A 25,520-nucleotide genomic window follows, 5' to 3' on the forward strand; every position below is an offset into this window, starting at 1 on the left:
ACAACTGGATATCCTGTTGTTTTATACAATACTAGCAGTTATTGCTTTTCATTATTTCTGATTCAAAAACCCTTTTGCAATATGGTCTACTATGCTATGATGAGTATTCCAACTATTGTAAACCTCCAAGGCCCAATTTTTTATTATGCTTTTGCATTCTGTTTCATTGGCCGAATTTTCTACAATATCGGTTATAGTTATGTTTCCTCTTTCAAGAATTTTTGGAGGATTTAAATATTCATCTTGCTTATGAACTTTGTATGTATTCAAATAATCACTCAACTTAGGTGATAAATCATAAGTCCATTTAACGTTGTAGTTAAAGACCAAATGCAACCTCGAAAGATGAAAATGATTATTCCATCTGCCATGAATTTCTGGGTGTTGTAATGTGTGTGCGTCAACAATTAGAAATCTGTAGGAATGATTTTCAATGTTTGAAAAATCAATATTTTGAAATCCAAGATTAAAAATTTCTAAACATTCATGAACTCCTCTTTTTGTATTAGCTCCACAAAACTGACATTTTCCATTGTTTAAGAGTATAACTCCATTCTTTTCTGCTAAATCAATATAATCTTGCATTGTCTTTTTTGCTTGTTGCTAATGTTTGGTTTAGATCGAGTTTCAATAATTCTATTAAAGCCTTCTTCACTAGTCAGATATAACATTCCGGCATCTATAGCAAAAGCATAAAAATGTTCTCCCTGATGATTCTTAGAAAACTCTTTAATTTGTTTTATGGCATTCGTAAATACCTTTTTAATATCATATTCTGCCATCCTAAGTTTGTAGTTTTTTATTTTTTTGGCAGATACAATTTCATATTTTCAATTTCTAATTCGTCTAAATGGCCCATTTTACTCTCATCTTTGGTAATTAAGTGCATATGTAAATATGAATCGTGATGTGTAAAAATGCCCTTATGTTTGGTCGAGAAAAATCCAACAATTTCGGTCTCTTCGTTTTTTAGTTCATAATTTGTCTGCCCTTGGTGAGCTTCATCTGGTGAAGAAACTTTTGTACCTTCTGGCAGATTTTGAACGTGAATGATTGCCTTATAAACATTTCCAATCAGCTTAAAAGCAAATGGTCGTTTGTTATCAGTTGTTCTCTCGTTAATGAATTTCTCCAGGTCTTGTGTTGTCGTAATATTTGAAGGTAGTTCAATTTCTTTCCATTCGTTTATATTTGCATAAACAAAGAAAGGTGCTGAAACATTAAACCTTTTTTCAACTACCATAGTAGAATCGGAAGCTACTTTAGAAACATAACTTTTTCCGTTATTAATCAGGAGTTCACCTGTGAGATAACTTTCAGGTCCAAGTCCATAAAGTCCTTTTTTATCCGAAATGGTGTCAAGGTCAATACTGCTACTCAATTCTCCTTTCCGCATCACATTTTTCATTGCTCCAACAATTATCATGTCAGAATAGGTGTCATCGGAAGTCGTTTCTTTTGTAGCCAAATTGCAACTTAACAACATTCCAGATGCAAATAGCATGATTACTATATTTCTTATTATCATTTATTTCTTGTTTGTCCTTATTTCAAATTACCGTCAATGTTTAGTATAAGAAACGTAGGGCAGGTGATATTAACTTCATTTCCGGATTGGCACTAAGTCAAATATAAATATTTTACTTTTATCTTTTTTCTGATAACCCTCAAATTTTATATTTGGCGACTCAGTAAAAGAAACATGACTTCCAGTTAAGTCTTAAATCGTCCTATGTTTTTTATACCTTGTTGTAAGTCGTTTTTTTCCACCATAAACACCCGAAAATTAGTATAATTACTACATAAAAAACATTGAAAATCATAGCATGAATAAGCTCATCGTTCGCCTTTGTAATAGCTAGGAGTGTACCACCAAAGTGGTTGTTACTAGCGTGTAACAATGCGCCTATAAAAATAGAGTATCGATTAAAACCGAGATAGGCAATAATTAAAGAAAGTGCTATTCCAACCAAAGGATAGGTGATAAAAGCTTCAATATATGGATGTTCAGGAAAATTATACCCTTGCAGAGCAATAGGCATGTGCCAAATACCCCAAACCAATCCAAGAAGAAATATTCCTTTAAAAGCTCCAAAACTATACATTATTTTTTCTTGTAGATATCCTCTCCAGCCAATTTCTTCTCCCAGAATAAGAAGTACTAAGATAGGATAACCTAATAGCAATAGAAGGGCTCCCATTAGTGGAGATCCTAATTTAGACAAATCTGGGACTGTTCTTACATCTAAAAGTATTTGCGTACTAATAATGATTCCAAAATAGAGAATAGGAACCAGAAAAGCCCAAAAAGCATTTTTGTAGCTAGGTTTAAAAAATTTCAAATCTTTCCAATTGCCTCCTTCTTTTTTGTTTAGAATGAAAGCTAAGATCGCAGGGATAAAAGAATATACCACCATTATAATTGAATTCGCAATTGGGTCTGAGAAATCAAAAAGTGATATGGTCGTGAATCCAAATCCCCAAGAAATACCCAGAACTAAAAGAATATACTTTTTTGCCTTCTGAGCTGGATGAATCGGATTTGATACATGAGTTTGTTTACTATTAGTTGTGTTCATGACATATTATTTATATGATTAAATGCTAGGCAAATAACCAGATAAACAATGTTTCAATCGACTCATTGGAAACTTTGAGACTCTTTATCAGATTGTTTTTTGAATTTTATAGGTGTTATGCCAACTTGTTGTTTGAAAACACGATTAAAAGTAGCTTTGGAATTGAATCCCGAATCAAAAGCAACGGCAAGTAAGGTTAATTTATCAGCAGTTCCTTCTTCTATTTTTTTTCTAAAATAGTTCACACGATAGGTGTTGACGTATTCGTAAAAATTAGAGGCTAAACAAATGTTAAGCAAGTGAGACAATTTCTTATCTGAAATATCTAGGATGGCTGCAGTTTCTCTTAAAGAAAGATCTTGTTTTTTAAAAAGTTCTTGTTCTATAAATATTATTTCTAACTGAGTTTTAAGTGCTATAAACTCTGCTGATTCACAATTGAAAAAAGGTATGGGTTTGATTATTTTTTCTTGAGAGGTTTCCTTTTTAACAGATGCTATAGGATCTTCTTGAATCAAGAAGACTTGTACTTGATTCACCCCATAATAACCAATATACCAAATAAGCAATACTAGATAGAAGAGATTTATATATACTAGCCCAGAAATAGGGTAGGCAAGAAGTAAAAGCCCGCTAGTCATATCTATAATTAGGAATAGGATAAGGCCTCGAATCCATATAGAGAGCCATTTTAAATCCAATGTATTTATATTAGAATAGTTGTTTTTTACCAGCTTTCTAAAACGTTTCAATAGTTTGTAACTTAGAAAAAGATAGTAAGCCAAGTGCAATATACCTAGAAAGGGGATTAAGAGAGAAACAATTTGAAAGATGGTTGTTTTGTTGTCGAAAGTGGGGCCCAAGATGTATTGAGGAATACTATAAATAACAAAAGCAATCCCAAAAGGAAGTAGGCTCCTTATAAAAATTTTGAAATGAATCTTAGAGGTATAGATAATTTTGATATACTGGAAAATGAATGGTCCTAATACAAAGGATGTAATAATTCCTAGTGGTGATACTATAGTAGGCAGAAAATCCCAGTTCAAATACGAAGAAGCATAGGTAAGAAACAAGAGTAAATAACCCAAAAGAATACCAGCTAGAATTTTATTAGCTTTTCGTTTTTTCCAAGTCTTACTTAGGAGTAGAATTAGAAATAGGATGGTGCTAATACCAGAGTAGGTCAAAAATGTAGTGAGGTCTTTCAAAAATATTTTTTTATTGCATCATAAAGCTATTTTAGTTTTTTTTATCAAAAAACTTCTCTTTTTCTTAAGATAGAGTATTTTTTCTTAATGTTTTACAACAATTATATATAGTTACCATAGTAACTATATATCTTGTATATAAGTAGCTAAAATAATAAATCTTTTACCCTTTTTATTGTGATATTTTTTGATTTATAATAGGATGTTAAATAAATACCCTGAAATGATGATACAAAGTATTACAACACCAAAAAAGATGGCAATGAGTTTCAAAGTCATTACTTTTTTTAAAAGCATTGCTTCTGGTAAAGAAAGACCTACTACACCCATCATAAAGGCGATTGCAGTACCTAACGGGATCCCTTTTGCCACCAATACTTGAACTACAGGAAGTATACCTGATGCATTCGAGTACATGGGCACAGCCAAAATCGTAGCAATAGGAACAGCAAAAAGATTGTCTTTGTCCATATATTTCTCAAAAAACCCTTCTGGAATATAACCGTGCATTAATCCACCTATAGCGATTCCTATCAATACATATGGAATGATACCTTTAAGGATTTTCACGACTTCTGCCCAAATAATTGGTAAACGTTGTTTAAAAGTTTGTTTTTCTGTCTGAAATATATCTTGCTCTCTTTGGGCATTTTTTAAAACTTCTTTTACCCAAGGTGTTAGATAGCAATCCAATTTTAGATTTTGAAGTATGATACCAGATATTGTGCCCAATAACACACCACTAACTACATAGATGATTGTTGTTTTTAAACCAAACAAGCCAACAAAAAGTCCTATTGCGACTTCATTGACTAAAGGGGAAGTAATCAAAAAAGAAAAGGTTACACCCAAAGGAATGCCGCCTCTTACAAAACCAATAAAAAGAGGAACTGATGAACAAGAACAAAAGGGTGTTACCACACCAAAAAGACTTGCCATAAGGTATTCTAATCCATAAAATTTATTTCTCGAAAGATAATTTTTAACCTTGTCTATAGGAAAGTAACTATTTACGATTCCCATAAAAAAGATAACAATAAAAAGAAGTATTAAAATTTTGGTGGTGTCATAAATAAAGAAATTTAGGGCTTCTGCTAAATGTTGGCCTTTGTTTAAATTCAAGATATCATAGACCAACCAATCTGCTATATTTTGTACCCAATCAAACATTTTCAATCATGTTAATAGCACCAGTAATAGAACAAGACAGTTTTATAGTATTGTAGATAGTTCCAAATTTTTCAATATTTTTTTTAAGTAATGCTGTATTAAGCTTTTTATCCTTGCTATAAATTGTTAATATGTAATTGATATGATCCATTCTTGGCGGATTTTCAAGACGTATCGCATTAACTTCTAAAGTGGATTTTGTATAGGTAAATTTCATCATACCCGAAAAACGTTCAACATTCTTTAGCATACAGGAAGCAAAAGAGCTCAAAAATAATTCAGCAGGATTTGGTAATGTTTCAGCAGTCTTTGCAGTTGTACCAAAATCTATATTTGATTGCTTTATATGAATAATAGCATCTTGATTTGAAATGGACGAAGCCTTGATATGATAATTCATTGTATGTCTTGCAATTAGTATAAAAGTGCTAGTATTTCATCTTTTGAAGGCACTCTGCCTTTTATTGTAATCACGTCATCTATTACCAAAGCAGGTGTGGTCATTACGTTATACTTCATAATTTCCATTATATCTTCAACTTTTTCAATAATTGCATCAATGTTGTTTTCAGAAACTACATCTTTAACAACAGCCGTCATTGATTGACATTTTGAACACCCTGTTCCTAAAATTTTAATTATTTTACTCATAATATTAATATTTGTTTATCCTTAATAACCGATATGATTATTAAAAAACATCAACCAAGAAACCTGTAAAACAACAGGGTTGATTTTCAAAATGCTTTAGAATAGCCCTAACACCTTAGTGAATTTTGGTAAAGCTTTTTAGCACCCTTCCTGTATCCTATAGGTTCTAAACTTCTTTTCATATTTCTTATCGTGAATTTACGATAAGTGTTTGGGGAGAAATGTGACTTTTATCACATTTGTTAATGTTTTTTGTAAAGGGAAGAAGGAACTCTTTTATTTTGAGAGTTTGATCAAACGTTTTTATTTATGTAATTATCTGTAGAATTAGAAAAAGAGTTGAAATTGAAAAAATCAAGATTGTAAATTTTTTTATATCACGAAAGGTTTTGCCTTTTTTCAATATTGTATTTTGAATCTTTTTTGACAAGAGAATGAGGGTTGATACTATGAAAGCAAAAATTAGAGGAGGGTAAAAATTAGGCCTAAATTCTATATCAATATTATTTTTAAAAAGTCCAAGAATTATGGGTATGAACAATATATTCCAAATGATAAGCGTGGCAATAATAAAACTCTTTTTGAGTGGAGATTTTTGAAATACTTTTTCTAACACTGGTTCAAATTATATTGATTGGCAAAATATAAAGTAACGTGGTCATATAGGATTAGTTACGTGTTTTAAGTGTCTAATTTAGCAAATACAAACCGAATAGAAAATCCGTGAGGATTTTCTATTCGGTTTGTTCTGGGAATTATTTTTTTATGTTGTTAACATAAGTTATTATTTAGATGCTGATGCTTTAATTAAATTTATACAGTCAATATAAGTTTTCTCAAAGGGTATTTTATCTTCAGGTTGATATTCTGTCAATCTGTGATACACTTGCTTTCTTACATCTGTACATTTATTTAGAAAAAAATCGTTTCCCTGATTGTTTTTGTCAAATCTTTCCATCATAAGAGCTTGCAAAGGTCTAACAACCATATGGTCGACTTTGTCTATAATTTCTATTTGTTTACAATCTTCGCAAATAGTTCTGTATTGATTTAAATCACCAATGTATTGATCTAATAATTTTGTTGTAAATAGATGAGAAGTTTCATGGTACAATGTTCCTCTTATATCATTGTTTAATTCTAAAATATCATTTGCTTTAGTAGTCTCATTGGGCATATCACAAATATTTGCCAGAATTATCGCTCTTTTTTTTAAGTTATAATTATCATAAAAATCAACTGCTTTATTGTTGGCATTATTAGTTAATTCTACGAACACAATTAATTCCAATCCTTTCTGGTTATCTTGATAAAAGGACATAATTTTATCGAAGAGTTTTTCATCCAAAACCTGCTTCTCAATTTTCGAAATAGTTTGACTGTAGTACTCTTTATTGTTTTTGAAAAATTTGTTAAACTCTGATTTTTTATAAAAATCAATCATTAATGGTTTTACAGAATCCAACGTTTTTTTATTTAACCCCAAGTGCTCTAATTCCTTTTCATAATTAATACCTAATTCAAATTTTTCTAAGCCTTTGTACATTAAACCTATAGTCGAAAAATCAATTCCGATGTTTTCATCATCGTAAATCCATTTAATTAATGGATGATTTTTATATGGAAGGAAGTGCTTGTTAACTCGTTTTAGATATTGTGTATTACAAGGTTTTATATCTTCGCTTAAAACATCTTGAGTTGCGATATTGAAAATCGTACGAAAAAATTCTGTTCGTTCATCTATTTTAAAAATGACCTTGTTTTTATTCTCGCTTTCGGGCTCTAAATTTCTAACTGCTGTTTTTTCTTTACAAGCAAATACTATAATTAAAAGAAATACATTAATTAGGAATGGTGTTTTTTTCATTAGTTTATTTTGATCTAAAAGATTGTTCTTTTTTGAAAATGTTGCAGTTTTGGTGTAATATATGCTAACCGTTAGTATAAGAATAGTATGGGATTAAAACACACTTACTTTGTAGTTTTGCATACTTTGTTATTACTTACCAACTTTGAGTATGGCAGTTACCTTTTGTTATTTTGATATAGTGTTGGTAGTAGCTTTTATTGCAATCCTGGAATATTCACTATTTCGTTAGTTTCAATCTTGTAATCAACTTCATCGTAATTAAAACCAAAGAGGTTAAAAAATTCAGTTTTATAACCTTTCAAATCTCCAATAGATGAAAGTGTTTCTGTAGATGCTTTTTCCCATAATTGTGAAACTTTTTCCTGAATATCGGGACGCATTTCCCAATCATCAATTCGTATTCTTCCTTCTGAATCTGTGGGTACTTGATCAAGAAATAATCTTTCGGTATATAGCCTATGCATCTGTTCGATACAACCTTCTTGAACTCCGTTTTCTTTCATTACTTTGTATAATAAAGAGATGTATAACGGAATAACCGGAATTGCCGAACTTGATTGAGTTACAAGCGCTTTATTAACCGAAATGTATGCTTTTCCATTAATATCTTTCAGTGAATCGGTAATTGTAAAGGCGGTTTTTTCTAAATGGTCTTTTGCTTTTCCAATTGTTCCTTTTCGGTATACAGCCTCAGTAAGTTTTGGTCCTATGTATGAGTAGGCGACAGTCTTAAAATTAGAAGAAAGGAGATCCTTTTTTTTCAATTCATCTATCCACATTTCCCAATCTTCGCCACCCATTACGGCAACAGTGTTTTTAATATCTTCTTCAGTACACGCATCGATACTTATATTTTTTACTTCTCCTGTGTGAAAATCTACAGTCTTGTTGGTGTATGCATTTCCTATTGGCTTTAATGTTGATTTATGTCGAATTCCACTAACTGGGTGGGTTCTTACAGGAGAGGCAAGACTATAAACAACTAAGTCAATTTGCCCTAAATCTTTCTTAATTAATTCTAAGGTCTTTTGTTTTATTTCATTTGAAAAAGCATCACCATTTATACTTTTGGCATAAATGCCCTCTTTATGTGCTTCCGTTTCAAAAGCAGCAGTGTTATACCATCCCGAGGATGCTGTTTTTCCTTCTAAAGGTGGTTTCTCAAAAAACACACCTATGGTGGATGAATTAGAACCAAAAGCACTCGTTATTCTAGAAGCTAAACCAAATCCTGTTGATGCTCCAATTACTAATACATTTTTTGGACTTTCAATTTTTCCTTTTGATTTTATATAGTCAATTTGATTTAATACACTTTTCTCACAACCCTTTGGGTGAGATGTTATGCAGATAAATCCACGAGTTTTAGGTTCTATTATCATTTATTATTATCTTTTTTAATTACTACCAACCATTCTATATGGTTACCACGGTATCTATATTTCTTTTATATGGGTACTAAAGTAGTAAACTTTTTCTCGATAAACCTTTTAATTAGAGTGTGCAGATTTAAATTTTACAAGCGTTAATGCGATTAGTAGTATTCCTATTCCAATACCTGTAAATGAGCCTTTGGCTAGATCAGGTAATTCTACATAGTGCGAAAATATTTGTGTGAATGCAATTAGGAACAAACCCATTGATAATAGAATTAGTGATTTTTTTTAGTGATACTATTCATATTTATTGTTTTTATAATTAGTATTTCAAATACACTATTTGTTACTGAGTTTATTTCAAACTGTTATTTGTTTGTTTTTCTTTTTCATCTTCCATTTTTTCAATCCACCCAAAAAATATAGAAGTCCTATTAGTGTTGCCAAAATTCCCATAGTTGGAAAAAAGCCATTCAACACAGAATACACCAATTCTGTAATCCCTCGCAATAGATAAATTCCTGCGATTAGAAATATTCCAATTTTCAAAAATGGTAATTTCTTAAATGTACCACCAGCCGAAAGTCCGTATAATCCAAACATAAAAAATACCGTTGCCACCAAAAGAGTTGTTAAATACGGAATGGAAAAATGAATTAGTGACAATTCTGCCATTTTTCCCTCAATTCCAAAAGTTCTAAAAACCTTTTCGAGCCAAAATATACCAATTAGGTGAGCAATTGCTATTCCTATATTTAAATACCCTCCAAGCTTTAACATACTTTCTGTCTTTTAATTTTTCTGAGTAGGCGCTAACCAAACTATGAACTATACATGTTGTTGATAATCGTTTTATCTAGTTTATACAATTCGGCCATCTGTTTTTGCATATACTTTTCTGGGGTATATTTTAGAGTAAAATTTCTAATGATTTCAATAAATCTATTCGTTATTGCAATTTTTGATGTAATCCTAGATTGTTTAACTAATTTTTCGACTTTCGATTTTCTATAGTTATAAAAATCCTCGTAAGCAGTTTCTATACTTTTAGATTTTTTGATGAAGTGAGATACATAAAAAGCATCTTCGATTGCTTGAGCGCCACCTTGACCTAAATCAGGAGTCATACTGTGTGCTGCATCTCCAATAAGACAAATGTTTTGTATGCTCCATTTTTTTAACAATTCTAAATCTGAAAGGTCGCCTCTAATTATTTTGTCAATTGGTGTGTTTTCAATCACTTCATTAACAAGTGGATCGAATCCAGAAAACATAGTAGTTAATACGTTCTTTAGATTTTCTTTATCATCCTGTAAATTAGGTTCACTCAATTTTACAGCAAACCAATATACTTTTCCATCTGATATTTTAGATATTCCGAATTGAAATTTTTGTCCCCACAAGGTAAAACCAACTGATTTTAATTCGCTATTTAAGTCGTAATCTGAGATTCCTCTCCAGCAGGTTTGCCCCGAATATCTTATTTTACTATTTGGAAATAATTGTTTTCTTACACTAGAATTAATGCCGTCTGCACCAATAATAGATTTTGTTTGAATTGAAGTCCCATCTGTAAAATTGACTTTTAGTGACTTGTCACTATTTTGGAAATATTCTTTGAAGGTTTTATTTAGTTCTATACTTTCTTGTGCTACGTATTTGTATAAAATTTGCTGTAGTTTTCCTCTATGAATTGCCATTGTGGTATATCCAAATGTCTTTTGAACAAACTCTTGATTAGAATCAGATATTGGTTTTAATTTATGATTGGCCACTAAAATTCGATTAAAACTATTTCCAGAATCTTGAATTTCTTTTAATAATGCAGGATTAATCCATTCTAATACTTGTAGCGCATTTGGTGATAACCATATTCCAGCTCCCACTTCTTTTAAATACGCTGCTCTTTCGTATAATTTATAGGGAATATTTAATTTGTCAAAGGATAATGCCGTTACTAATCCTCCTATTCCTCCTCCAATTATTGATATATTATTTGTCATTATTTTGTATTCATAGTAAATCCTCTGTATTCTTTTACTCCAAAAAGGTTATAAAGAAGGCTGTATAAATGGAGTGTAATAAAAGAGGGTATTGCAAACCAGATATGTAAGAAATTTGTTTCACCTTCGATTTTTTACAAAGGTCTATTCAAATTATTAGTTTTCATTTGATATATATCAAATTCGACTATTAAGTTTTCGTATTCTACTCAATGTTTCAAGAGTTATTCCCAGAAAGGAAGCAATATGTGTTAATGGTATCCTTTGGGTAATATTTGGATAAGCAGATAAAATACTTTGGTATTTTTGTTCGGCAGATTGAAACTGTATAGCTACAATTCGTGCCTGAAGTTTTAGCATTGTTTTAGTCGCAACTGTTTTACTTAATCTTTCAAAATCATGATACTTATCAGATAATTTCAAGGTGTTATCTCTAGAAACCTCTAATAGTAAAGTTTCCTCTAACGCTTCTATATAATGTGGGCTTGGAATGTTCTGAAAAAAGCTATTGATAGCACAAATAAAATCTTTTTCAAAAGCAAACCAATCTGTAATATCTTTCCCGTCATTTAGATAATAAGCCCTGACACAACCGCTTACAATAAAGAAGGCCTTATCAGAATATTGCCCTTCTTTTACTATTGCATCTCCTTTTTTTAATTTCAATATTTTAGAATGATTTGAGAATTCTAATTTACATTCTGAAGTCAAAGGAGAATACTTTTCACCGATCATGTCTATGATTTCTTCCTTATTCATTACTGTAGTATTTGAGTACGAGAATTTTTAGTTTATTACCTATAGTTTTAGATTACTATCTTTCATTTCAATTTTATACTTCATCCAATTTCCATTCAACTCAGAAATATTTAGTTCTGAACTACTTTGATTTCATATTTGATGCTATCAAATACTACATTACACCATATTTAATGTTAAAGATTTTTTCTTAAAATCGAATCTAACTCCTTTATAATCTCTATTTTCTATTCGTTCAATCTCTTTTTGATTTATATCAAAAGTTATTTTTGTTATAAATCTATTGGATACATTTGAGTAATCAGATTCAATCTCTTTAGTGTCAGATTTGAGTACAAAATCTTCTTCAACTCCAAAAAAGGTTAGAGTTCCTCCTTTAAAAGTTTTGATATTGATCCCACTTAGAATAACGGTTTCTAAAAAGAGATACCCATTTAATTCTTCAATAGTGATATAAAGTTGACCTTCTCTAGATTCAGCTATTTTATCTCCGTCAATATCACTAATCATATTTTCGGTGAACGTGTCAACGTGTAATCGTTCCATAGCTTTAATATTTCCTAATGCGGCTAGAACTTTATCAACTTTTTTAAGCATAATTATTTATTTTTCAATATATGGAAAGGTTATATGTTGGTGTTATAGCAAAGCAAAATGTTACCAAGCTATCGACAACTCTGTATTGATTCTATAACTTTTTCTCAAAGTCTATACATTATAGCAAATATACAAGAACCATTGAGTTATCACTTAGCTGCTATGATATCATATATAGTGCTATTCCAGGCTTCTTGTTTCCTGCTTACATTATGGACTAGAAAGCATCTTTAATTCGAATTCCGTACCTTAGTGTTATGAGGGTATTGTTTGTCATTATGCTATTGGTTTGCATGCAAAGTGGAGCGCAGGATACTGTACTAAAAACAAACGACAGTCTTTCTGTACAACTTTTCGAGAGAGGCGCTCAAAATGTAAATAAATGCACCCCTTGGCATCACATGCAATGTGTTTATATCACCGCAACAGAAGTGTATAAGGATGGGAGTGAAGGGAAATCAACACGCCACTGGTGGCGTATGTCTTATATTGGCAGGGCGTGCACTGCAAAACATGGTACTACCTTTGGGCGAATATTTGAAGGTTTTTTTGCCATCCCGCATTATATAGGAATTGGTATAGGAAATAGTATTGGTTATATGATATATCTTGTGCGAGGCTCTCCAGATAAAATACAAGCACGAAAGCAAAAGAGAAGGGAAAGAAGATTGTTTAGAGATGCAGAACGAAAGAAAGTAAGAAGTATTCGTATTGGTCATACTGAAGGCTAGGAATTATCATTCATAAACCGACGCACCTTTTAAAATATGCATAAAGTTTTCCCAAGTTGGTATGTTTGCGTCAATATTCATTTTCATATTATCATAAAAACCTTGAATATCTTCTGTGTACGACATCATGCTTTCTAAAAAATCAATTCTTCTCTCATTTCGAGCGGAGTCGAGAGATAATTACCTTTGATTATCAATACATTTCGACTCCGTTCGATGTGACAGTTAGTTCTAAAATATACTTTTTAGACAAGCTCTTCTTTCATATGTAACACTTATCCAAGCAATTAATTATAGATGGGGTTGGCAATAGTTTTATTCAGAACTTTTATTACTTTTCAAGAATTCATTAAATGCTATCTTACTTTCGTTTGTTAAATGTTTTTCAGCTAATTGAATTATGGCATCCGGTCCTTTGTTTACCCATTTTATAAGATTCTCATCATTCCCTTTAGCTTCTAACGCGAGCCATACTGCAACTGGCAAAGCACCCCATTTTTTTTTCATAGAACCTCTCGATAAGTTTGCATGCAAATCGTTTTCTTCCTCGGGTGTAAGGTTTGATTGTGTAGATACTTTTATAATTTTTTCGGTAAATATTGGATATAATTTTTTGAAAGTGTTTTTTGATGTCAAGGATAAAGAATCTCCTATAGGAAACCATTTTGGTGACATCGAACGATACATCCCAAAACCTTCTGTCACGCATTCCCACAAAATCTGATCTTTAAATGTATCGAGTTTTAAGTTGTTTTTCTCTGCCCATTGTTTATGAAGCAAATGAGTGAATTCGTGTGCAAATATACGATCAATTCGATTGTCATTAACTGATTTTTTTGCAGATCCGTATGCTCTATTTAATGCATTTACATCGAGACAAATAGTTTTATTATTATATGTAAAAGCATCATCTCCACCTTGATATCCTAAAAGGATAGAAATGGTATCATTAACTTTGATATTCTGAAAAGGTACTTTTAGTGAGTCTCTAAAAGTGTTCCATTTATTGGTTTTAGATTCAATTAAGTTGATCCAATCTTGTTCTTCTTTTGTTATTTGTTTAATCACATTTGATAGAGAATCAAGTATAGGAGCATTCTTTCTGCTTGCTAATGCATTTCTCCATTCATTAGATATTTGATTGGAATTAATACCTAATTTAACCTTTATAATTCGGTTGTCTGCAATCGTATTGATCGAAGAGTTCTTTATTACTTCTATACGTTCTGAATTAGTTTCTTTTTTTGAGCTTGAGTTACAATTCATTAATAAAATTGAACTAAAAGCAATGAAGTAAATGCTTAAGTTTTTCATTTGATTGATTGATTGATTGATTGATTGATTGATTGATTGATTGATTCTGAATATAAGAGTTTAAAAATTTACTTATGTTACACAATCCTTATGAATCTTTTTTGATGAATTAGATAGAGTCCACGTTCTTAGAAGATTATTTGTTTCTTATCTTTTGAGGGCTTGAATATAGAAATCCTATTATAGATTATTGCCGACGATCTGTGTATGGTTAGTGGTCGTTTTTTATTCAGGTCTAAACGTAAATGACAAAGTATACAATACTCCTTGTATTCACTATTTTTGAAATTACTTGAATGCCTTATAAGCCCTTATCCAGAATACTTTTTTTACTTCTCTAAAGATTCAATAGTTTGATTTCAAAATCTTGTAATGATGCTCAGTATGATAAGCTGTCCAAATTACTATTTCTCTGATAGTCATTCTTCCCATAAGAGGATGGGGAAGTAGATAAGTATCTAAATCAGACTCAGGCCATTTTTGAAACTTCTTAATCAGTTTCATTTTTTCCTTTTCCAATTTGGAGATATAAGAAATTTTATTAGTGAGAGTAATTATTGGCATATCTCTAGAGATATTAGCAACTACACCGGGATTATCAGCTAGTTTGTCTTGATATTTTTTGACGACCTGATGATATGTACGATTGTCCCTATTATTAGTTCCAAACTTATATTTTAAGTAAAACTTCGGTAGTAGTAATGCTCTGTTTAGGGCTTTTTCACTTTGAATCAAATGAACGATGTGCTCACCAGTATTCCACTTACCTTGAGGACCTTTTATCCAATTTTGATCTGGATGATTTTTGAGCCATTCATATAGTGTTTGGTGTTTTTGCTTTAGGGTATCGATTACTTCTGTTTTTGTCATAGTTTGAAATTTGGGTTTGATTTATGACCTTTAAACCTAAAAAGAGTATCGATTTATAGTTGCTTCTACTCTTCTACACGTAAAATAGATCGGTATGACCACCTACATGTTTCTCAATTGAAAAATAATATCCATGATTTCAATATCCGGAGCTTCATTAATAGCGTAGGCTGATGGTATACTTTTGGCTAAATCAGATTCTTGGTAACTTTGTTGAGATTGTACAGAATCCCAGATATATACCCCTCCATATTCTCCTTCTTTGTTTGTTTTTATATAGTATTTTTGTAGAAGTCCAGGGATAGCTTTAAAATTAGATTCTCTTTCTTTTGCTCTTTTTAATAATTCTTCTTCTGGTAAATCTGATTTCAACTTAATAATTTGCAATATCATAAGAATTAAATTTTGATTTTTAAAGTCGCAATCTATTTATTTTTTATGATTGAAAATTGTAAAAATCGGTCGTTTTCATTTTTAAGCAATACTTTTGGCGTAAACCCTGCTATTTTCTTTATTTCTTTTATGAAATGAGGTTGATCAAAATAACCCTCTTCAGGAAATAACTGTCCTTTTCTTATCTGACTAAATGTGGCTGCACATTTTCGAATACTACAATACCTTTTTAAGGAAAGTCCAAAAGTAGATTGGAAATATCGGTTTATTTGTCTTTTTGACCAATTAGCTTTTTGAGAATAATATTCAACTGTCTTATTTCCTTTTGTTTGATTGATCGATTTTAAAAGAATACATTTTCTAGGATCAATAGGGTCTTGTTCTTCTATATATGATAACAAGCATCTGTTCAAGTATTCGAAGAAACAAGAGTCAATATTTTTGTTAAACCCATCAAGTCCCAAATATGATTTTTGTAATCCCTTTATATTATTAAGTAATAAGGTGATACTTTCTTGAATTATATTTTCGATTGCAAGCAACCTGAACTGTACTCCGTATATTGTAGTTTCTGGTGAGATAACTACATTGGTTTTATGATCCCATAAACCAGTCAAAAATACCCCATCCAGATTGTCATTATGAAAGCAAATCAATAAATCGAAAAAGCCATCGGGTAATATTGTGTAATATTGAAAATCTTTATTCTTGTTTTCAAGCTTCCAGTAGCACCTTACATAATCCCTAAGGTCTTGATGAGCTTGTTGTTGAAAGTAAATCATCTAAAACTCCTATTTAATATTTTTTTGTTCCTTGTTTACATTCATCTATTTAGTCGTTTGCCAGTTTATTTGAGCTGTCAATTCTTTATCTTAATGATCTCTAACGGCCTTGTGTATAGTGAGTTCGCATCTTGGATGCACATGTATTATATAAATTGTATTACGGTTTTTTATTTTTCTGTAATTAGTTTAATCCGTTCACAGTTTAGTCGAAACATTTTTCCGTTTTCAAAAAGATAAATAATATCGTCATTCTCATTTGGTTTAGAATGCTCCATAAATCCGTCATTTATTTCACGCATTGATTTAGAAAAGAATGTAATTCCGCTTAATGTGTTTTCGTCTTCTGGAAATTTCGAATTATCTCCATCAATTAAATTTTTGAAATTAACATTTTCATGAATAAAAGTGAGTTTATTAAACTCGTTTCTATGAATCCAATTCCCATTCGATTTGATAAATTCAATTCGAACAATGTTATCTAACTCTACTATTTCTTTAAATTCAAAATTGTTATGCAAATCAATATGAATTCCATTTAATCGGACTGCATAGTTTTCTTCAATTTTAAAGTTTGTTTCCATTAATTATCATTCATAAACCGACGCACCTTTTAAAATATGCATAAAGTTTTCCCAGGTTGGTATGTTTGCGTCAATATTCATTTCCATATTATCATAAAAGCCCTGAATGTCATTTGTATACGAAATCATACTTTCTAAAAAATCGGAAAGATTACTATTTTCCCATTCAGATTGATTATTGTCAAAATCGGTTTTAAACTCTTCAAGAAATTTTATAAATTCAATTCTTGTCATTAGGATTACATTTCTTTTATATGAGTAGCTAAAATAGTAAATCTTTTATGTCCTTAACTTTTTTGTCTTGCCACTAGCGAGACGCTAGCGGGAGGAGGGGTATGAAATGTATCAAGGCAAGTATACTTGAACCAATTGATTTATCTGCGCATTTTTATTTCTTATTCAATGTATAAAAATTTAGCACCATAACAAAAAGGAAATGATCTTTCTGTCTAGCACTAAACTTTGCTCTGATTTCATATATCTTGTCGTAGCTCGTTATTTTTTATGTTTTGTATTTCGTTTCTGTATAGAAGTATAGCTAGTCCGGATGAAAATATTATGCAACTAGCTAAAGTTAAAATTCCATTATGCAACATAAAATATGCGATTCCGATTGCAGGTGCTCCAATTATTACCATCAAAGCACTTATTGTATGCTTTCTGATGAAATTCCAAGCGTGAAGTGATAAACCAATAAAAAGCATAGAAGGCCCAACAATTACAAAAGGATACACAATTGAAGGGATATTGTTTAAGTGATTACTTAGTTCTGCTCTACTAACATTATCGCTACCAAAACTCCACATAATTAAGTCAATAGTGCAAAGTCCAATATGGGCAATGACACCCAATATTGTTACAAAGGATGCTATAGAATTTAGATTATTTTTTGGGAACACATAATTAAATGAAATAAGTAATACCGCTGCTATCAAATTAAACCAATGAGCAAAGTCAATTGGTTTTTGAGCATATGCAAATTCCTGGCCTTGAGAAAACATTACATAGCTTGTAACGAAAAGAATCAATCCTAGTAAGCAAAGGTTTTTTGGTTTCATTAGTTGTTTTTTTATTTGACCGTTACAAATTCTAACTTTTTTTCAACTTAGAATCATTTTAATTCCGAACCGTCGAATTTTTATGTTGAACTGTTTGCATAATGAGCTACAGCAATTATATATAGTTACCATGGTAACTATATATCTTTTATATGAGTAGCTATAATAGTAAATCTTTTATGTCTTTACTTTTTATTCTCAACAAGGGGGTACCCCCTTATCGATATTGGGTCGAACCCACCAAAAGGTAGTTCGAGCTGATATTTTAATGCTTCGAAGGGTCATCATCACCCTTCGAAGGGATACAGAGAGGGGTCGAGCCGATATGATATGGCCTAGAGGGCTTGGCAGGAGGGGTAAAAGTGATCCTTTTTGGGGTTCGATGCCATAAAGGGAGCCTTCGAAGGACTTCGGTAACGCCTCGAAGGGTGTCTTTAAGGGGTAGTCACATGTCAGTATGGGATCGAATGTATCAAAAGGTAATTCGAGCTGATTGTTTAATACATCGAGCTGATACATTAACGTTTCGAAGTCATAAACTCATCCTTAGAAGGGATAAATTATGGAGTAAAAGTGATACTTTAAGGGTTTTTTGCGATACATCGATAGGTAGGGATCCAAAAAAAGATAGCTCGAACTACCTTTTTAACGCTTCGAAGCACTTCGGTACCTCTTCGAACTACCTTATAGGGTACTTCGAGCTATGATTTTACTACAAAGAAGTACCTTGTTGATCCTTGCAAGTGTCTCGGTAACGCTTCGAGTTATGTTTCTGGATGGTTTTTTTGTAGAATTCGTTTACTGTAGTAGTCACTTACTCTGTCTTACCACTAGCGGTAGCAGGCGACTTTGCAAATAAACACAGACCTTTCGATTAAACCCAAAACCCTTATGTTTTCTTATAGATTGTTGGTAGTAGTTTTTTCTTCTATTCCTGGATTTTCAATAGTCTTGTATACTTATATTTTTTTTGAGAAAACTATATTTTCGTAGCCTTTTCCATTGACTATAAAATTTAATTCTCCAACGTTTTTAAATTCATTTCTTTCATAGAATCTAATGGCTCTATTGTTTTTTATGTAAACGGTGAGCCACATGGTATCTAATTGTAATTTTTTGGCTTGCTCTTCAACAAAAGTTAGTAGCTGTTGTCCAATTTTTAAAGGTATAAAATCATTTAGGATGAAAATTCGTTCTAATTGACAACTGTTTTGTGATGTAATATTTTCGTTTGACGCATTTACTACTAATTTCGCATAACCAACAGGTAAATCATCTGCATAAATAATATAGAAAAGTTGCTTGGGGTTGTTTATATTCTGTTTCGTTTTAAAAACTGAAAAATTCTCGTTAAGATATTTTAATACATCGCTTTTATCTTCGATATAATGACCATGAGATTCAACCCATGTTAGTCGACCTAGAAGTGCTAAAACCTCTGTATCTGCTTTCGTAGCTATTTTTATTTTAATCATTACTATTCTTATTTATTCGTAATCTTCTTATATGATAACCATGAAGCAACACAGCAATTGTGCAGCCTACAATTATTGGTGTAGCGCTAATTAATGCACCATATAAAATGTAACCTGTATTTGCGATTAGTGATATTAAACGTAGTTTATATTCGCCTTTGGTGGACATAGAATATAAATTGATAACTAGAGCTATATATCCAATACTATCAATTAAAAATGGACTCATATTTTATCTTTTTCTGTTTGATTAATTTATATTGGAAACTATCCTGTTTAAATAGTGAGATACAAATATAGAATGCATTATCTTGTTTTTGGTTTATAATCGAATTAATAATTGTATTTTTGAATTCGATACTATCGAATAAACAATGATAAAATTACGATTACAAATGGATATACTAGATAAAAAGATACTTGAAATACTAAAAATTAATGCTAGAGAAAGCTTCGCTAATATTGGAAAAGAAGTAGGATTGTCTGCTCCTGCAATAGGCAAGCGTGTTAGGCTAATGGAAGAAGAAGGCATAATCGAAGGCTATGTTCTAAAATTGAATCATGAAAAATTGGGCATTGAGACTAAAGCATATATAACATTAGTAATACATCGAGGATCAACAGGATCAAATGATGCTCAAAAACAAATACAAGCAATGGAAGAAGTTCAAAGTTGTGATAGAATTACTGGTGATGATTGCTTATGCGTTTTAGGTTATTTTAGAAACAATAAACATCTTATTTCCTTTCTTGAAAAAATCGCAGAGTATGGTGCTTCAAAAACGAGCATTATTTTAGAAGCGTAATCTATTTCCTTGAAAAGTTCTATAAACAGACAAATTCTGTCATTTATTTATCTGTAAGAGGTAATATTACTGCCAACGTGCTTGTATATGTTTAAGTATCTAATTTAGTAAATGAAAACGGAATAGAGAATCCGCGAGGATTTTCGTAAGTAGGCTAGAACTAGCAATGAATCATACACGTTGTTATGTGCTGGCTTTCTTTCCATTTTATAAATCGTTTTCTAAATCAGAAATTAAATTTAATGTATCCCTTTTATTTTTGTCCATTCTCATCTTATTTAAAGTATAAGCAACAGCAAATAGTACTATTGTTGCTAGATGAAAAAACAATCTATTTTCATCATTAATAACAAAATTGAAAAAAGTACCTTTTTTATATGAACCTAGTAAGGCGAAATTTAGTGAAGCTACCATAATAGACATATAAATTAATAAGTGTTTTGTTTTGAAACCTATTTTTTTATTCAGTTTTTTAATAAAATATAGATTATTAAAACCTGATTGATTTGTAATAGCACTATATTTAGTTCTATACAATAACATTAGTTTTATAAATGCACCAGTAAACGCCAGAACGTATGATATTATGTAAAATTTATTTGCTGAAATTTCTGCTATAAAAATTAAACTAGCCAAAATAATAATCACTAACGCAATGATTAGAAAAGTGCGCAGAAGCTTCGCATTTCTTTCCATTTGATTTAATCGTACAATTAATTCGTTTACGTTGAGCGAATTTGATTTTTGTTCTTGCCACATATCTTTCCATTTTAGAATTTGTTCTTCCATAATTATTGTATTTTTTTGGATAGTATTTTTTTTATTCTGTTAATTTTTACGCCAACATTAGAAACATTAATTCCTGTTATATTGGCTATCTCTTTATAACTATTATCATCTAATAGTAAACTAATTATTATTCTGTCAATTTCTTTTAAAGAGGAAATAGCTTGGTATAATTTTTTAGTCTTGTCTTCTTGAAAAGAGTCGTTTACTTGACTAATTTCGTATTTAAGATTATCAGGTAGTAGGTTAGTACGTTTGCTTTTAGATTTGTTAATTTTATTAATAGACATTAAAGCAGTATTAGTAGTAATTCTATATACCCAAGTATTGATAGAACTTTCTTCTCTAAAATTGTCTAAATTCTTCCAAACCTTAATTAAGACTTCTTGAAACAAGTCATCTGCATCAGATCTATTTCCCATAAAACCTAAGCACAGACGATAAATTTTGTCTTTTAAATCGTTATAGGTTTGTTCAAAAAATTGTTCTTTATTATTCATTCCCAGAGATAAATAGATTAATCTGCTCAAATGTCCAATTTGGTTCATCCCACATAATAAAATGTTTTGCTTTTTCTGCAATTTTTATTTTACAGTTTTTGACTTTAGAATACTGACTTTCAAAAGCGTTTTTTACCATATCTTGAGAAATTCCATAATCTTTCAATCCATACCAACTTCCAAGGACTAAAACATCTGTTTTAATAGTTGCAATAGTTTGAGTTAAATCTTTTGTCATCATTTCGAATGTTGCTTGAGCAATCGTTTCTCTATTTGATTCTAAAGCCCATTTCGTTGCCAGTTTTACATTTATAGTATCAGTTATCATTGAGTATAGTTTTACCTTTTGCTGTTTTGCAAATAGACTATTAGTAGTTTTTAGAATAGTTGATTTCATTTGGTTAGCTTGTGGTAAAATGTTTGTCTCATTAATGTTTGGGTTATATGCTGATGGTAAGAAAGGATATGAATCAACAATTATTAATTTTTGTAATAAATTAGGTTGAGAACTTGCGATTGAAAGTGATAAAAAACCACTAAAACTATGTCCAATCAATATTGGTTTTTCATTTAGTTCATTCTTAATATATGAAATGATTTCTTTTTGAATAATTGGATAGTATCCTTTTTTGAGGGAAATTGGTTTTTGACCTGCGAATCCTGCTAAAGTCAAAATATGACACTCGTAATTTTTTTTTAGTGTATCAGTAGTTTGTTTCCAGACTTTTCCTGAAGATGCTAATCCAGGAATCAAAATTATTGGTTTGCCTTTTCCCCTAATTTCAACATTGAAGGAATATTTTTCAGTTTGAGAATAAATAGTTGTTTGAAGAAAAAAGAAAATTAATAGAATTGCTAATTTTTTCATTGTAAATATTTTTATGATTTACTCTTTAGATTAGCAATAGCGTTTTTTATTACACTTTTTTTTGATTTTTTTGTTACGTTTGATTTTTTAGCTTGCACCTAACAATGGTATATAGTTACCTCTAGTAAGCCGATGGCGCGGATTTGTAATCCGTGCTATTAATACTTTAAAATAAATTTAAAACAATCTTATCTATAACTGGATTATTATAATGTACTTTAACAAAAAAAACAGTCACATTATAAGTGGCTGTTTTGGTATTTCCTTATGTTTCACGGATTACAAATCCACGCCGTCGAGTTTTGGCACTTAACCCTTATTATTTTTATACTTTGTTATGTCTTGTTATTTTGCCTCCAGATTTCTAAAGTGATTTTGACCAAATTTTAAATAGTGCTTTTGCCTCTTGTGTTGCTTTAGAATCTATTTCAAACACATAGTTAGTAACTTTTGGAAACATCATACCATCTAGATTTATCGTGTTTCCATTTCTTATAATTGATATTGAATAAGTATCATTAGGATTTAAAAGTGACCACATTTTCTTTATATCGCTTATAGTATTTTCATCAAATGCTTTGTTATTTACTGTTTTTATAATATCTCCTTCTTTAAAGCCTATTTTTGATGCTTCTTCTGAACATTTTAAAATAATAAACCCCTTTTCTGTTAAATAATATCGTAAACCTGTTTGGCTTTTAGTTGTATCAATAACTTGTTCTATGAAATTTACTCCAATTTTTTTATAGATTTCTTTTAATGGTAAAGGTTTTGCACCTATAATATAGTTATCAATGAAAATTTTAATCTCAGGGTTTGACATACTTACTATTTCATCATAAAAAGTATCTTCTTTAAATGGTTTTGAAGGTCCATATTTTTGAATTAAATCGTTAACTAGTTCACGCAATCCTTTTTTACCATTAGATAATTCTAACAATTTAATATCTAATAACCCCATAGTAAGTGCGCCTCGATGGTAAATATTGACATATTGTTCCTGTCCTTCATTTGAATAAGAATTTAGAGATAATTTTTCAAGACTATAATTGCTATCAAAAAATTGACTTGCATCTACTTTTCTATGTAACAATTCAAAATATTCTTCTAAAGAAATCTGATCAGACCTAAATAACATTGTATTTGCAGCCCATTCTGTAGTGGCTTCATATAACCACAAGTGCTTTGAAGGTACAGGTTTGACAAAATTAAATTGTTCTATTATTTCACTATGAATATTTAATGGAGTTACAATATGAAAGAACTCGTGCGCGGCCGTATTTTTAACAAACTGTTCCATAACTGACCATTTGTTCTCTCTCAATACATATCCTGAACTATAAGAATGTTCCCAAGCACCTGCATCTTTATTATCAAAGAAAAATAAAAACGTATATCTATCTACCGGTAATCCGTATAAAAACTTGTCTGCAGCAACTAGTATTTCTTCCATAGAAGAAAGTATTTCGTTAGAATTAACAATTTTATTTTGAGAAAACGTAAACACATCAATATCTGTGTTACCAACTTTTGAAGAAGCCACATTTAATTCTCCTAAAAGAATTGGAGAATCTACAATTTCATCATAGTTCTTTGCCAGATATCTACCTTGGTTATCTTTCTTTAAAGCAGTTCCTATTTTCCAATGGTTTGGATACTCAATTTTTACTCGAAATGGAGCAGCCTGTTTACCTTTGAAATACCCAAAAACAGCCTGTCCATTTATTAGTGCGTGATCATTCTCTATTGAAGTACCACACATTAAATAAACAGTGTTTTCCTTTATTTTAGAATCAAAAGTTTCTGCAATTTCATATGTTATTTTTACTGTCTTTTGTGGAGCAGATAATTCATATTGGTTTACAGAAATCTTCTTTACAGGAAGGCTTCCATTATTAGCATCAAAAGCGTTAAAATTTGAAACAAAGCGACCAATGTCCATCACTTTGTAGGTGCCTGGAGCTGTAGCAGCAAATTGAAAAATTGCATTTTCTTTTGTTAGATTTGTAACATCAATGGTTATTTTAAATGTATCGTTTGACCTATCGTTTAAATTAATACTATAATCAATGGTTGTTCTGTTTTCACTTTCACTGATTTTTATAGACTTACACGATAACGTTATTAAGATTAAACTTAAAATTAGAACTTTTTTAATCATTATTGATTTGGGATTTTGCAATTGGTAATTATTTTTTGTAACCCTGAATTAATCTGAATTATTTCATTTTTTGATAAACCATATAAAGCTGTGCGTCTATTCTCTAGAATAGTTGACTCTAATGCTTTTAGGGATTTTGTGCCTTTATTTGAAATAATCAAGTTAAACCGTCTTCTATCCTTTTCATTTATCTCTCTTTTTATATAATCTTTTTTTACCATTAATTCGATCATTCTAGTTATAGAGGCATAATCTTTAAATAATAATTCAGCCATATCTTTTTGAGATAATTTCGAATTATCACTAATTATAATAAGTAATAAAGCTTGATCAACAGTAATATCTAATCCAGTTTTGTCAATATTATTTTGACATAATTTCCGATATTCTTTAATAGCTTGTTCGATGGAATAAAGAATTGTTCCAGTAGGAGTATTAAATTTCATAAAAAAATACTTGATATAAATATATTTGATACAAATATACTTGATATATCAAATAAAATACAATTTATTTAACTAATTTTTGAATAAACTAAATAAAGGGTTGAGTTATTTTAATAAGGCATAACGCCAAATATATGAATCGGAGCAAGGCAAACAAGCCTGAATCAATTGATCTATCTGCGCATTTTTATTTCTTATTCAATTTATAAAAATTTAGCGCCATTGCAAAAAGGAAATAACCTTTCGATTAAACACTAAACTTTGCTCTGATTTTATATATAATGTTGTAAAACGTTTTTATTACAGAAATAATTTCCATACTTCCAAAACCAAAAGTAATATTGCTGAAATAGATAGACCTAAGGTTAATATTATTGTTTTCAAGTTCTCTTTTTTAAAAATTGAAATGACTGATAGTATGAAAGAAGTTATTCCTATAAAAATATAATCGAGTTGCATTAGATGCTTAATTCCATATAATGCTTGTGTCTTTCCAGTTGCGGTTTGGTATTCGTCAAATAAATTATATT

31 protein-coding genes are annotated in these 25,520 nt (G+C 30.5%); 2 read left to right on the top strand and 29 right to left on the bottom strand.

Annotated features, from left to right (window positions below; all coding sequences use genetic code 11):
* Positions 1-51 precede the first annotated feature (51 nt).
* The 14 genes from AAFU52_RS17205 to AAFU52_RS17270 form a co-directional block, all read right to left on the bottom strand.
* Positions 52-585 (bottom strand): DUF5946 family protein, encoded by a 534-nt coding sequence (locus tag AAFU52_RS17205; protein ID WP_438422814.1) that lies wholly within the window; start codon positions 583-585, stop codon positions 52-54.
* On the bottom strand, positions 564-782 hold the full coding sequence (locus AAFU52_RS17210) for a hypothetical protein (RefSeq protein WP_438422815.1): 219 nt from the start codon (positions 780-782) through the stop codon (positions 564-566). The genes AAFU52_RS17205 and AAFU52_RS17210 overlap by 22 nt, the downstream gene beginning before the upstream one ends.
* Positions 783-799: 17 nt before the next feature.
* A complete protein-coding gene (locus AAFU52_RS17215) occupies positions 800-1,528 on the bottom strand; it encodes an acetolactate decarboxylase (protein ID WP_438422817.1) in 729 nt (242 codons plus the stop codon).
* A 211-nt stretch (positions 1,529-1,739) separates the two neighbouring features.
* A complete protein-coding gene (locus tag AAFU52_RS17220; RefSeq protein WP_024770947.1) occupies positions 1,740-2,579 on the bottom strand; it encodes a CPBP family intramembrane glutamic endopeptidase in 840 nt (279 codons plus the stop codon).
* Between the two features lie 62 nt (positions 2,580-2,641).
* The gene (locus tag AAFU52_RS17225; protein ID WP_438422819.1) at positions 2,642-3,790 is read right to left on the bottom strand and encodes a helix-turn-helix domain-containing protein; all 1,149 of its coding nucleotides are present in this window, start codon (positions 3,788-3,790) and stop codon (positions 2,642-2,644) included.
* 192 nt (positions 3,791-3,982) lie between these two features.
* A complete protein-coding gene (locus tag AAFU52_RS17230; protein ID WP_438422820.1) occupies positions 3,983-4,960 on the bottom strand; it encodes a permease in 978 nt (325 codons plus the stop codon).
* A complete protein-coding gene (locus AAFU52_RS17235) occupies positions 4,953-5,360 on the bottom strand; it encodes an OsmC family protein (RefSeq protein ID WP_438422821.1) in 408 nt (135 codons plus the stop codon). The genes AAFU52_RS17230 and AAFU52_RS17235 overlap by 8 nt, the downstream gene beginning before the upstream one ends.
* A 14-nt stretch (positions 5,361-5,374) precedes the next feature.
* Positions 5,375-5,611: a thioredoxin family protein gene (locus AAFU52_RS17240; RefSeq protein ID WP_035092192.1), complete on the bottom strand. Its 237-nt coding sequence runs from the start codon at positions 5,609-5,611 to the stop codon at positions 5,375-5,377.
* 784 nt (positions 5,612-6,395) lie between these two features.
* Positions 6,396-7,478 (bottom strand): DUF4932 domain-containing protein, encoded by a 1,083-nt coding sequence (locus tag AAFU52_RS17245; RefSeq protein ID WP_438422822.1) that lies wholly within the window; start codon positions 7,476-7,478, stop codon positions 6,396-6,398.
* Between the two features lie 197 nt (positions 7,479-7,675).
* Positions 7,676-8,863: an enoyl-ACP reductase FabV gene (gene fabV / locus AAFU52_RS17250; RefSeq protein ID WP_438422823.1), complete on the bottom strand. Its 1,188-nt coding sequence runs from the start codon at positions 8,861-8,863 to the stop codon at positions 7,676-7,678.
* 354 nt (positions 8,864-9,217) lie between these two features.
* Positions 9,218-9,637, bottom strand: coding sequence for a hypothetical protein (locus AAFU52_RS17255; RefSeq protein WP_438422824.1), 420 nt, complete (start codon positions 9,635-9,637; stop codon positions 9,218-9,220).
* A gap of 41 nt (positions 9,638-9,678) precedes the next feature.
* Positions 9,679-10,860, bottom strand: a complete 1,182-nt coding sequence (locus AAFU52_RS17260; protein WP_438422825.1) for an FAD-dependent monooxygenase — start codon at positions 10,858-10,860, stop codon at positions 9,679-9,681.
* A 177-nt stretch (positions 10,861-11,037) separates the two neighbouring features.
* Positions 11,038-11,619, bottom strand: a complete 582-nt coding sequence (locus AAFU52_RS17265; RefSeq protein ID WP_024770958.1) for a Crp/Fnr family transcriptional regulator — start codon at positions 11,617-11,619, stop codon at positions 11,038-11,040.
* Between the two features lie 159 nt (positions 11,620-11,778).
* On the bottom strand, positions 11,779-12,216 hold the full coding sequence (locus AAFU52_RS17270; RefSeq protein ID WP_438422826.1) for a hypothetical protein: 438 nt from the start codon (positions 12,214-12,216) through the stop codon (positions 11,779-11,781).
* Positions 12,217-12,473: 257 nt separating this feature from the next.
* Between AAFU52_RS17270 and AAFU52_RS17275 the strand changes: the two genes are divergently transcribed.
* Entirely contained in the window at positions 12,474-12,947 is a 474-nt protein-coding gene (locus AAFU52_RS17275; protein WP_152538575.1) for a hypothetical protein, read from the top strand.
* 6 nt (positions 12,948-12,953) lie between these two features.
* Here the strand turns inward: AAFU52_RS17275 and AAFU52_RS17280 are convergent, their stop codons facing one another.
* The 10 genes from AAFU52_RS17280 to AAFU52_RS17325 all read right to left on the bottom strand — a co-directional run bounded on the left by AAFU52_RS17280 (position 12,954) and on the right by AAFU52_RS17325 (position 19,652).
* On the bottom strand, positions 12,954-13,094 hold the full coding sequence (locus AAFU52_RS17280; RefSeq protein WP_438426647.1) for a DUF7660 family protein: 141 nt from the start codon (positions 13,092-13,094) through the stop codon (positions 12,954-12,956).
* 168 nt (positions 13,095-13,262) lie between these two features.
* On the bottom strand, positions 13,263-14,261 hold the full coding sequence (locus AAFU52_RS17285; RefSeq protein WP_152538576.1) for a hypothetical protein: 999 nt from the start codon (positions 14,259-14,261) through the stop codon (positions 13,263-13,265).
* Between the two features lie 345 nt (positions 14,262-14,606).
* Positions 14,607-15,131: a DinB family protein gene (locus tag AAFU52_RS17290; protein ID WP_024770962.1), complete on the bottom strand. Its 525-nt coding sequence runs from the start codon at positions 15,129-15,131 to the stop codon at positions 14,607-14,609.
* A 102-nt stretch (positions 15,132-15,233) separates the two neighbouring features.
* Positions 15,234-15,524: a YdhR family protein gene (locus tag AAFU52_RS17295; RefSeq protein ID WP_024770963.1), complete on the bottom strand. Its 291-nt coding sequence runs from the start codon at positions 15,522-15,524 to the stop codon at positions 15,234-15,236.
* A gap of 32 nt (positions 15,525-15,556) precedes the next feature.
* Positions 15,557-16,306 (bottom strand): helix-turn-helix domain-containing protein, encoded by a 750-nt coding sequence (locus AAFU52_RS17300; RefSeq protein WP_024770964.1) that lies wholly within the window; start codon positions 16,304-16,306, stop codon positions 15,557-15,559.
* 170 nt (positions 16,307-16,476) lie between these two features.
* On the bottom strand, positions 16,477-16,890 hold the full coding sequence (locus AAFU52_RS17305) for a hypothetical protein (protein WP_438422827.1): 414 nt from the start codon (positions 16,888-16,890) through the stop codon (positions 16,477-16,479).
* Positions 16,891-16,896: 6 nt separating this feature from the next.
* Positions 16,897-17,124: a DUF7660 family protein gene (locus tag AAFU52_RS17310; protein ID WP_024770966.1), complete on the bottom strand. Its 228-nt coding sequence runs from the start codon at positions 17,122-17,124 to the stop codon at positions 16,897-16,899.
* Positions 17,125-17,363: 239 nt separating this feature from the next.
* Positions 17,364-17,948, bottom strand: coding sequence for a hypothetical protein (locus AAFU52_RS17315; protein ID WP_024770967.1), 585 nt, complete (start codon positions 17,946-17,948; stop codon positions 17,364-17,366).
* Between the two features lie 959 nt (positions 17,949-18,907).
* On the bottom strand, positions 18,908-19,423 hold the full coding sequence (locus tag AAFU52_RS17320) for a GNAT family N-acetyltransferase (RefSeq protein ID WP_024770969.1): 516 nt from the start codon (positions 19,421-19,423) through the stop codon (positions 18,908-18,910).
* Positions 19,416-19,652, bottom strand: a complete 237-nt coding sequence (locus tag AAFU52_RS17325; RefSeq protein WP_024770970.1) for a hypothetical protein — start codon at positions 19,650-19,652, stop codon at positions 19,416-19,418. The genes AAFU52_RS17320 and AAFU52_RS17325 overlap by 8 nt, the downstream gene beginning before the upstream one ends.
* Before the next feature lie 166 nt (positions 19,653-19,818).
* Here AAFU52_RS17325 and AAFU52_RS17330 point away from each other — a divergent pair, with 166 nt between their 5' ends.
* Entirely contained in the window at positions 19,819-20,229 is a 411-nt protein-coding gene (locus tag AAFU52_RS17330) for an Lrp/AsnC family transcriptional regulator (RefSeq protein ID WP_438422829.1), read from the top strand.
* Between the two features lie 207 nt (positions 20,230-20,436).
* Here the strand turns inward: AAFU52_RS17330 and AAFU52_RS17335 are convergent, their stop codons facing one another.
* The 5 genes from AAFU52_RS17335 to AAFU52_RS17355 form a co-directional block, all read right to left on the bottom strand.
* Complete coding sequence (locus AAFU52_RS17335) at positions 20,437-21,018, bottom strand: hypothetical protein (RefSeq protein WP_438422831.1); 582 nt, start codon at positions 21,016-21,018, stop codon at positions 20,437-20,439.
* 2 nt (positions 21,019-21,020) lie between these two features.
* Complete coding sequence (locus AAFU52_RS17340; protein ID WP_438422833.1) at positions 21,021-21,515, bottom strand: RNA polymerase sigma factor; 495 nt, start codon at positions 21,513-21,515, stop codon at positions 21,021-21,023.
* Positions 21,508-22,383 carry an alpha/beta fold hydrolase gene (locus AAFU52_RS17345; protein ID WP_438422835.1) on the bottom strand — a complete coding sequence of 292 codons (876 nt, stop codon included), beginning with the start codon at positions 22,381-22,383 and terminating at the stop codon, positions 21,508-21,510. The genes AAFU52_RS17340 and AAFU52_RS17345 overlap by 8 nt, the downstream gene beginning before the upstream one ends.
* Before the next feature lie 364 nt (positions 22,384-22,747).
* The gene (locus tag AAFU52_RS17350; RefSeq protein ID WP_438422836.1) at positions 22,748-24,544 is read right to left on the bottom strand and encodes a M61 family metallopeptidase; all 1,797 of its coding nucleotides are present in this window, start codon (positions 24,542-24,544) and stop codon (positions 22,748-22,750) included.
* Positions 24,544-24,990 carry a MarR family winged helix-turn-helix transcriptional regulator gene (locus AAFU52_RS17355; RefSeq protein ID WP_024770974.1) on the bottom strand — a complete coding sequence of 149 codons (447 nt, stop codon included), beginning with the start codon at positions 24,988-24,990 and terminating at the stop codon, positions 24,544-24,546. The genes AAFU52_RS17350 and AAFU52_RS17355 overlap by 1 nt, the downstream gene beginning before the upstream one ends.
* Positions 24,991-25,520 lie beyond the last annotated feature (530 nt).

Source organism: Aquimarina macrocephali (genome assembly GCF_051627225.1).
GTDB classification, from domain to species: Bacteria; Bacteroidota; Bacteroidia; order Flavobacteriales; family Flavobacteriaceae; genus Aquimarina; species Aquimarina macrocephali.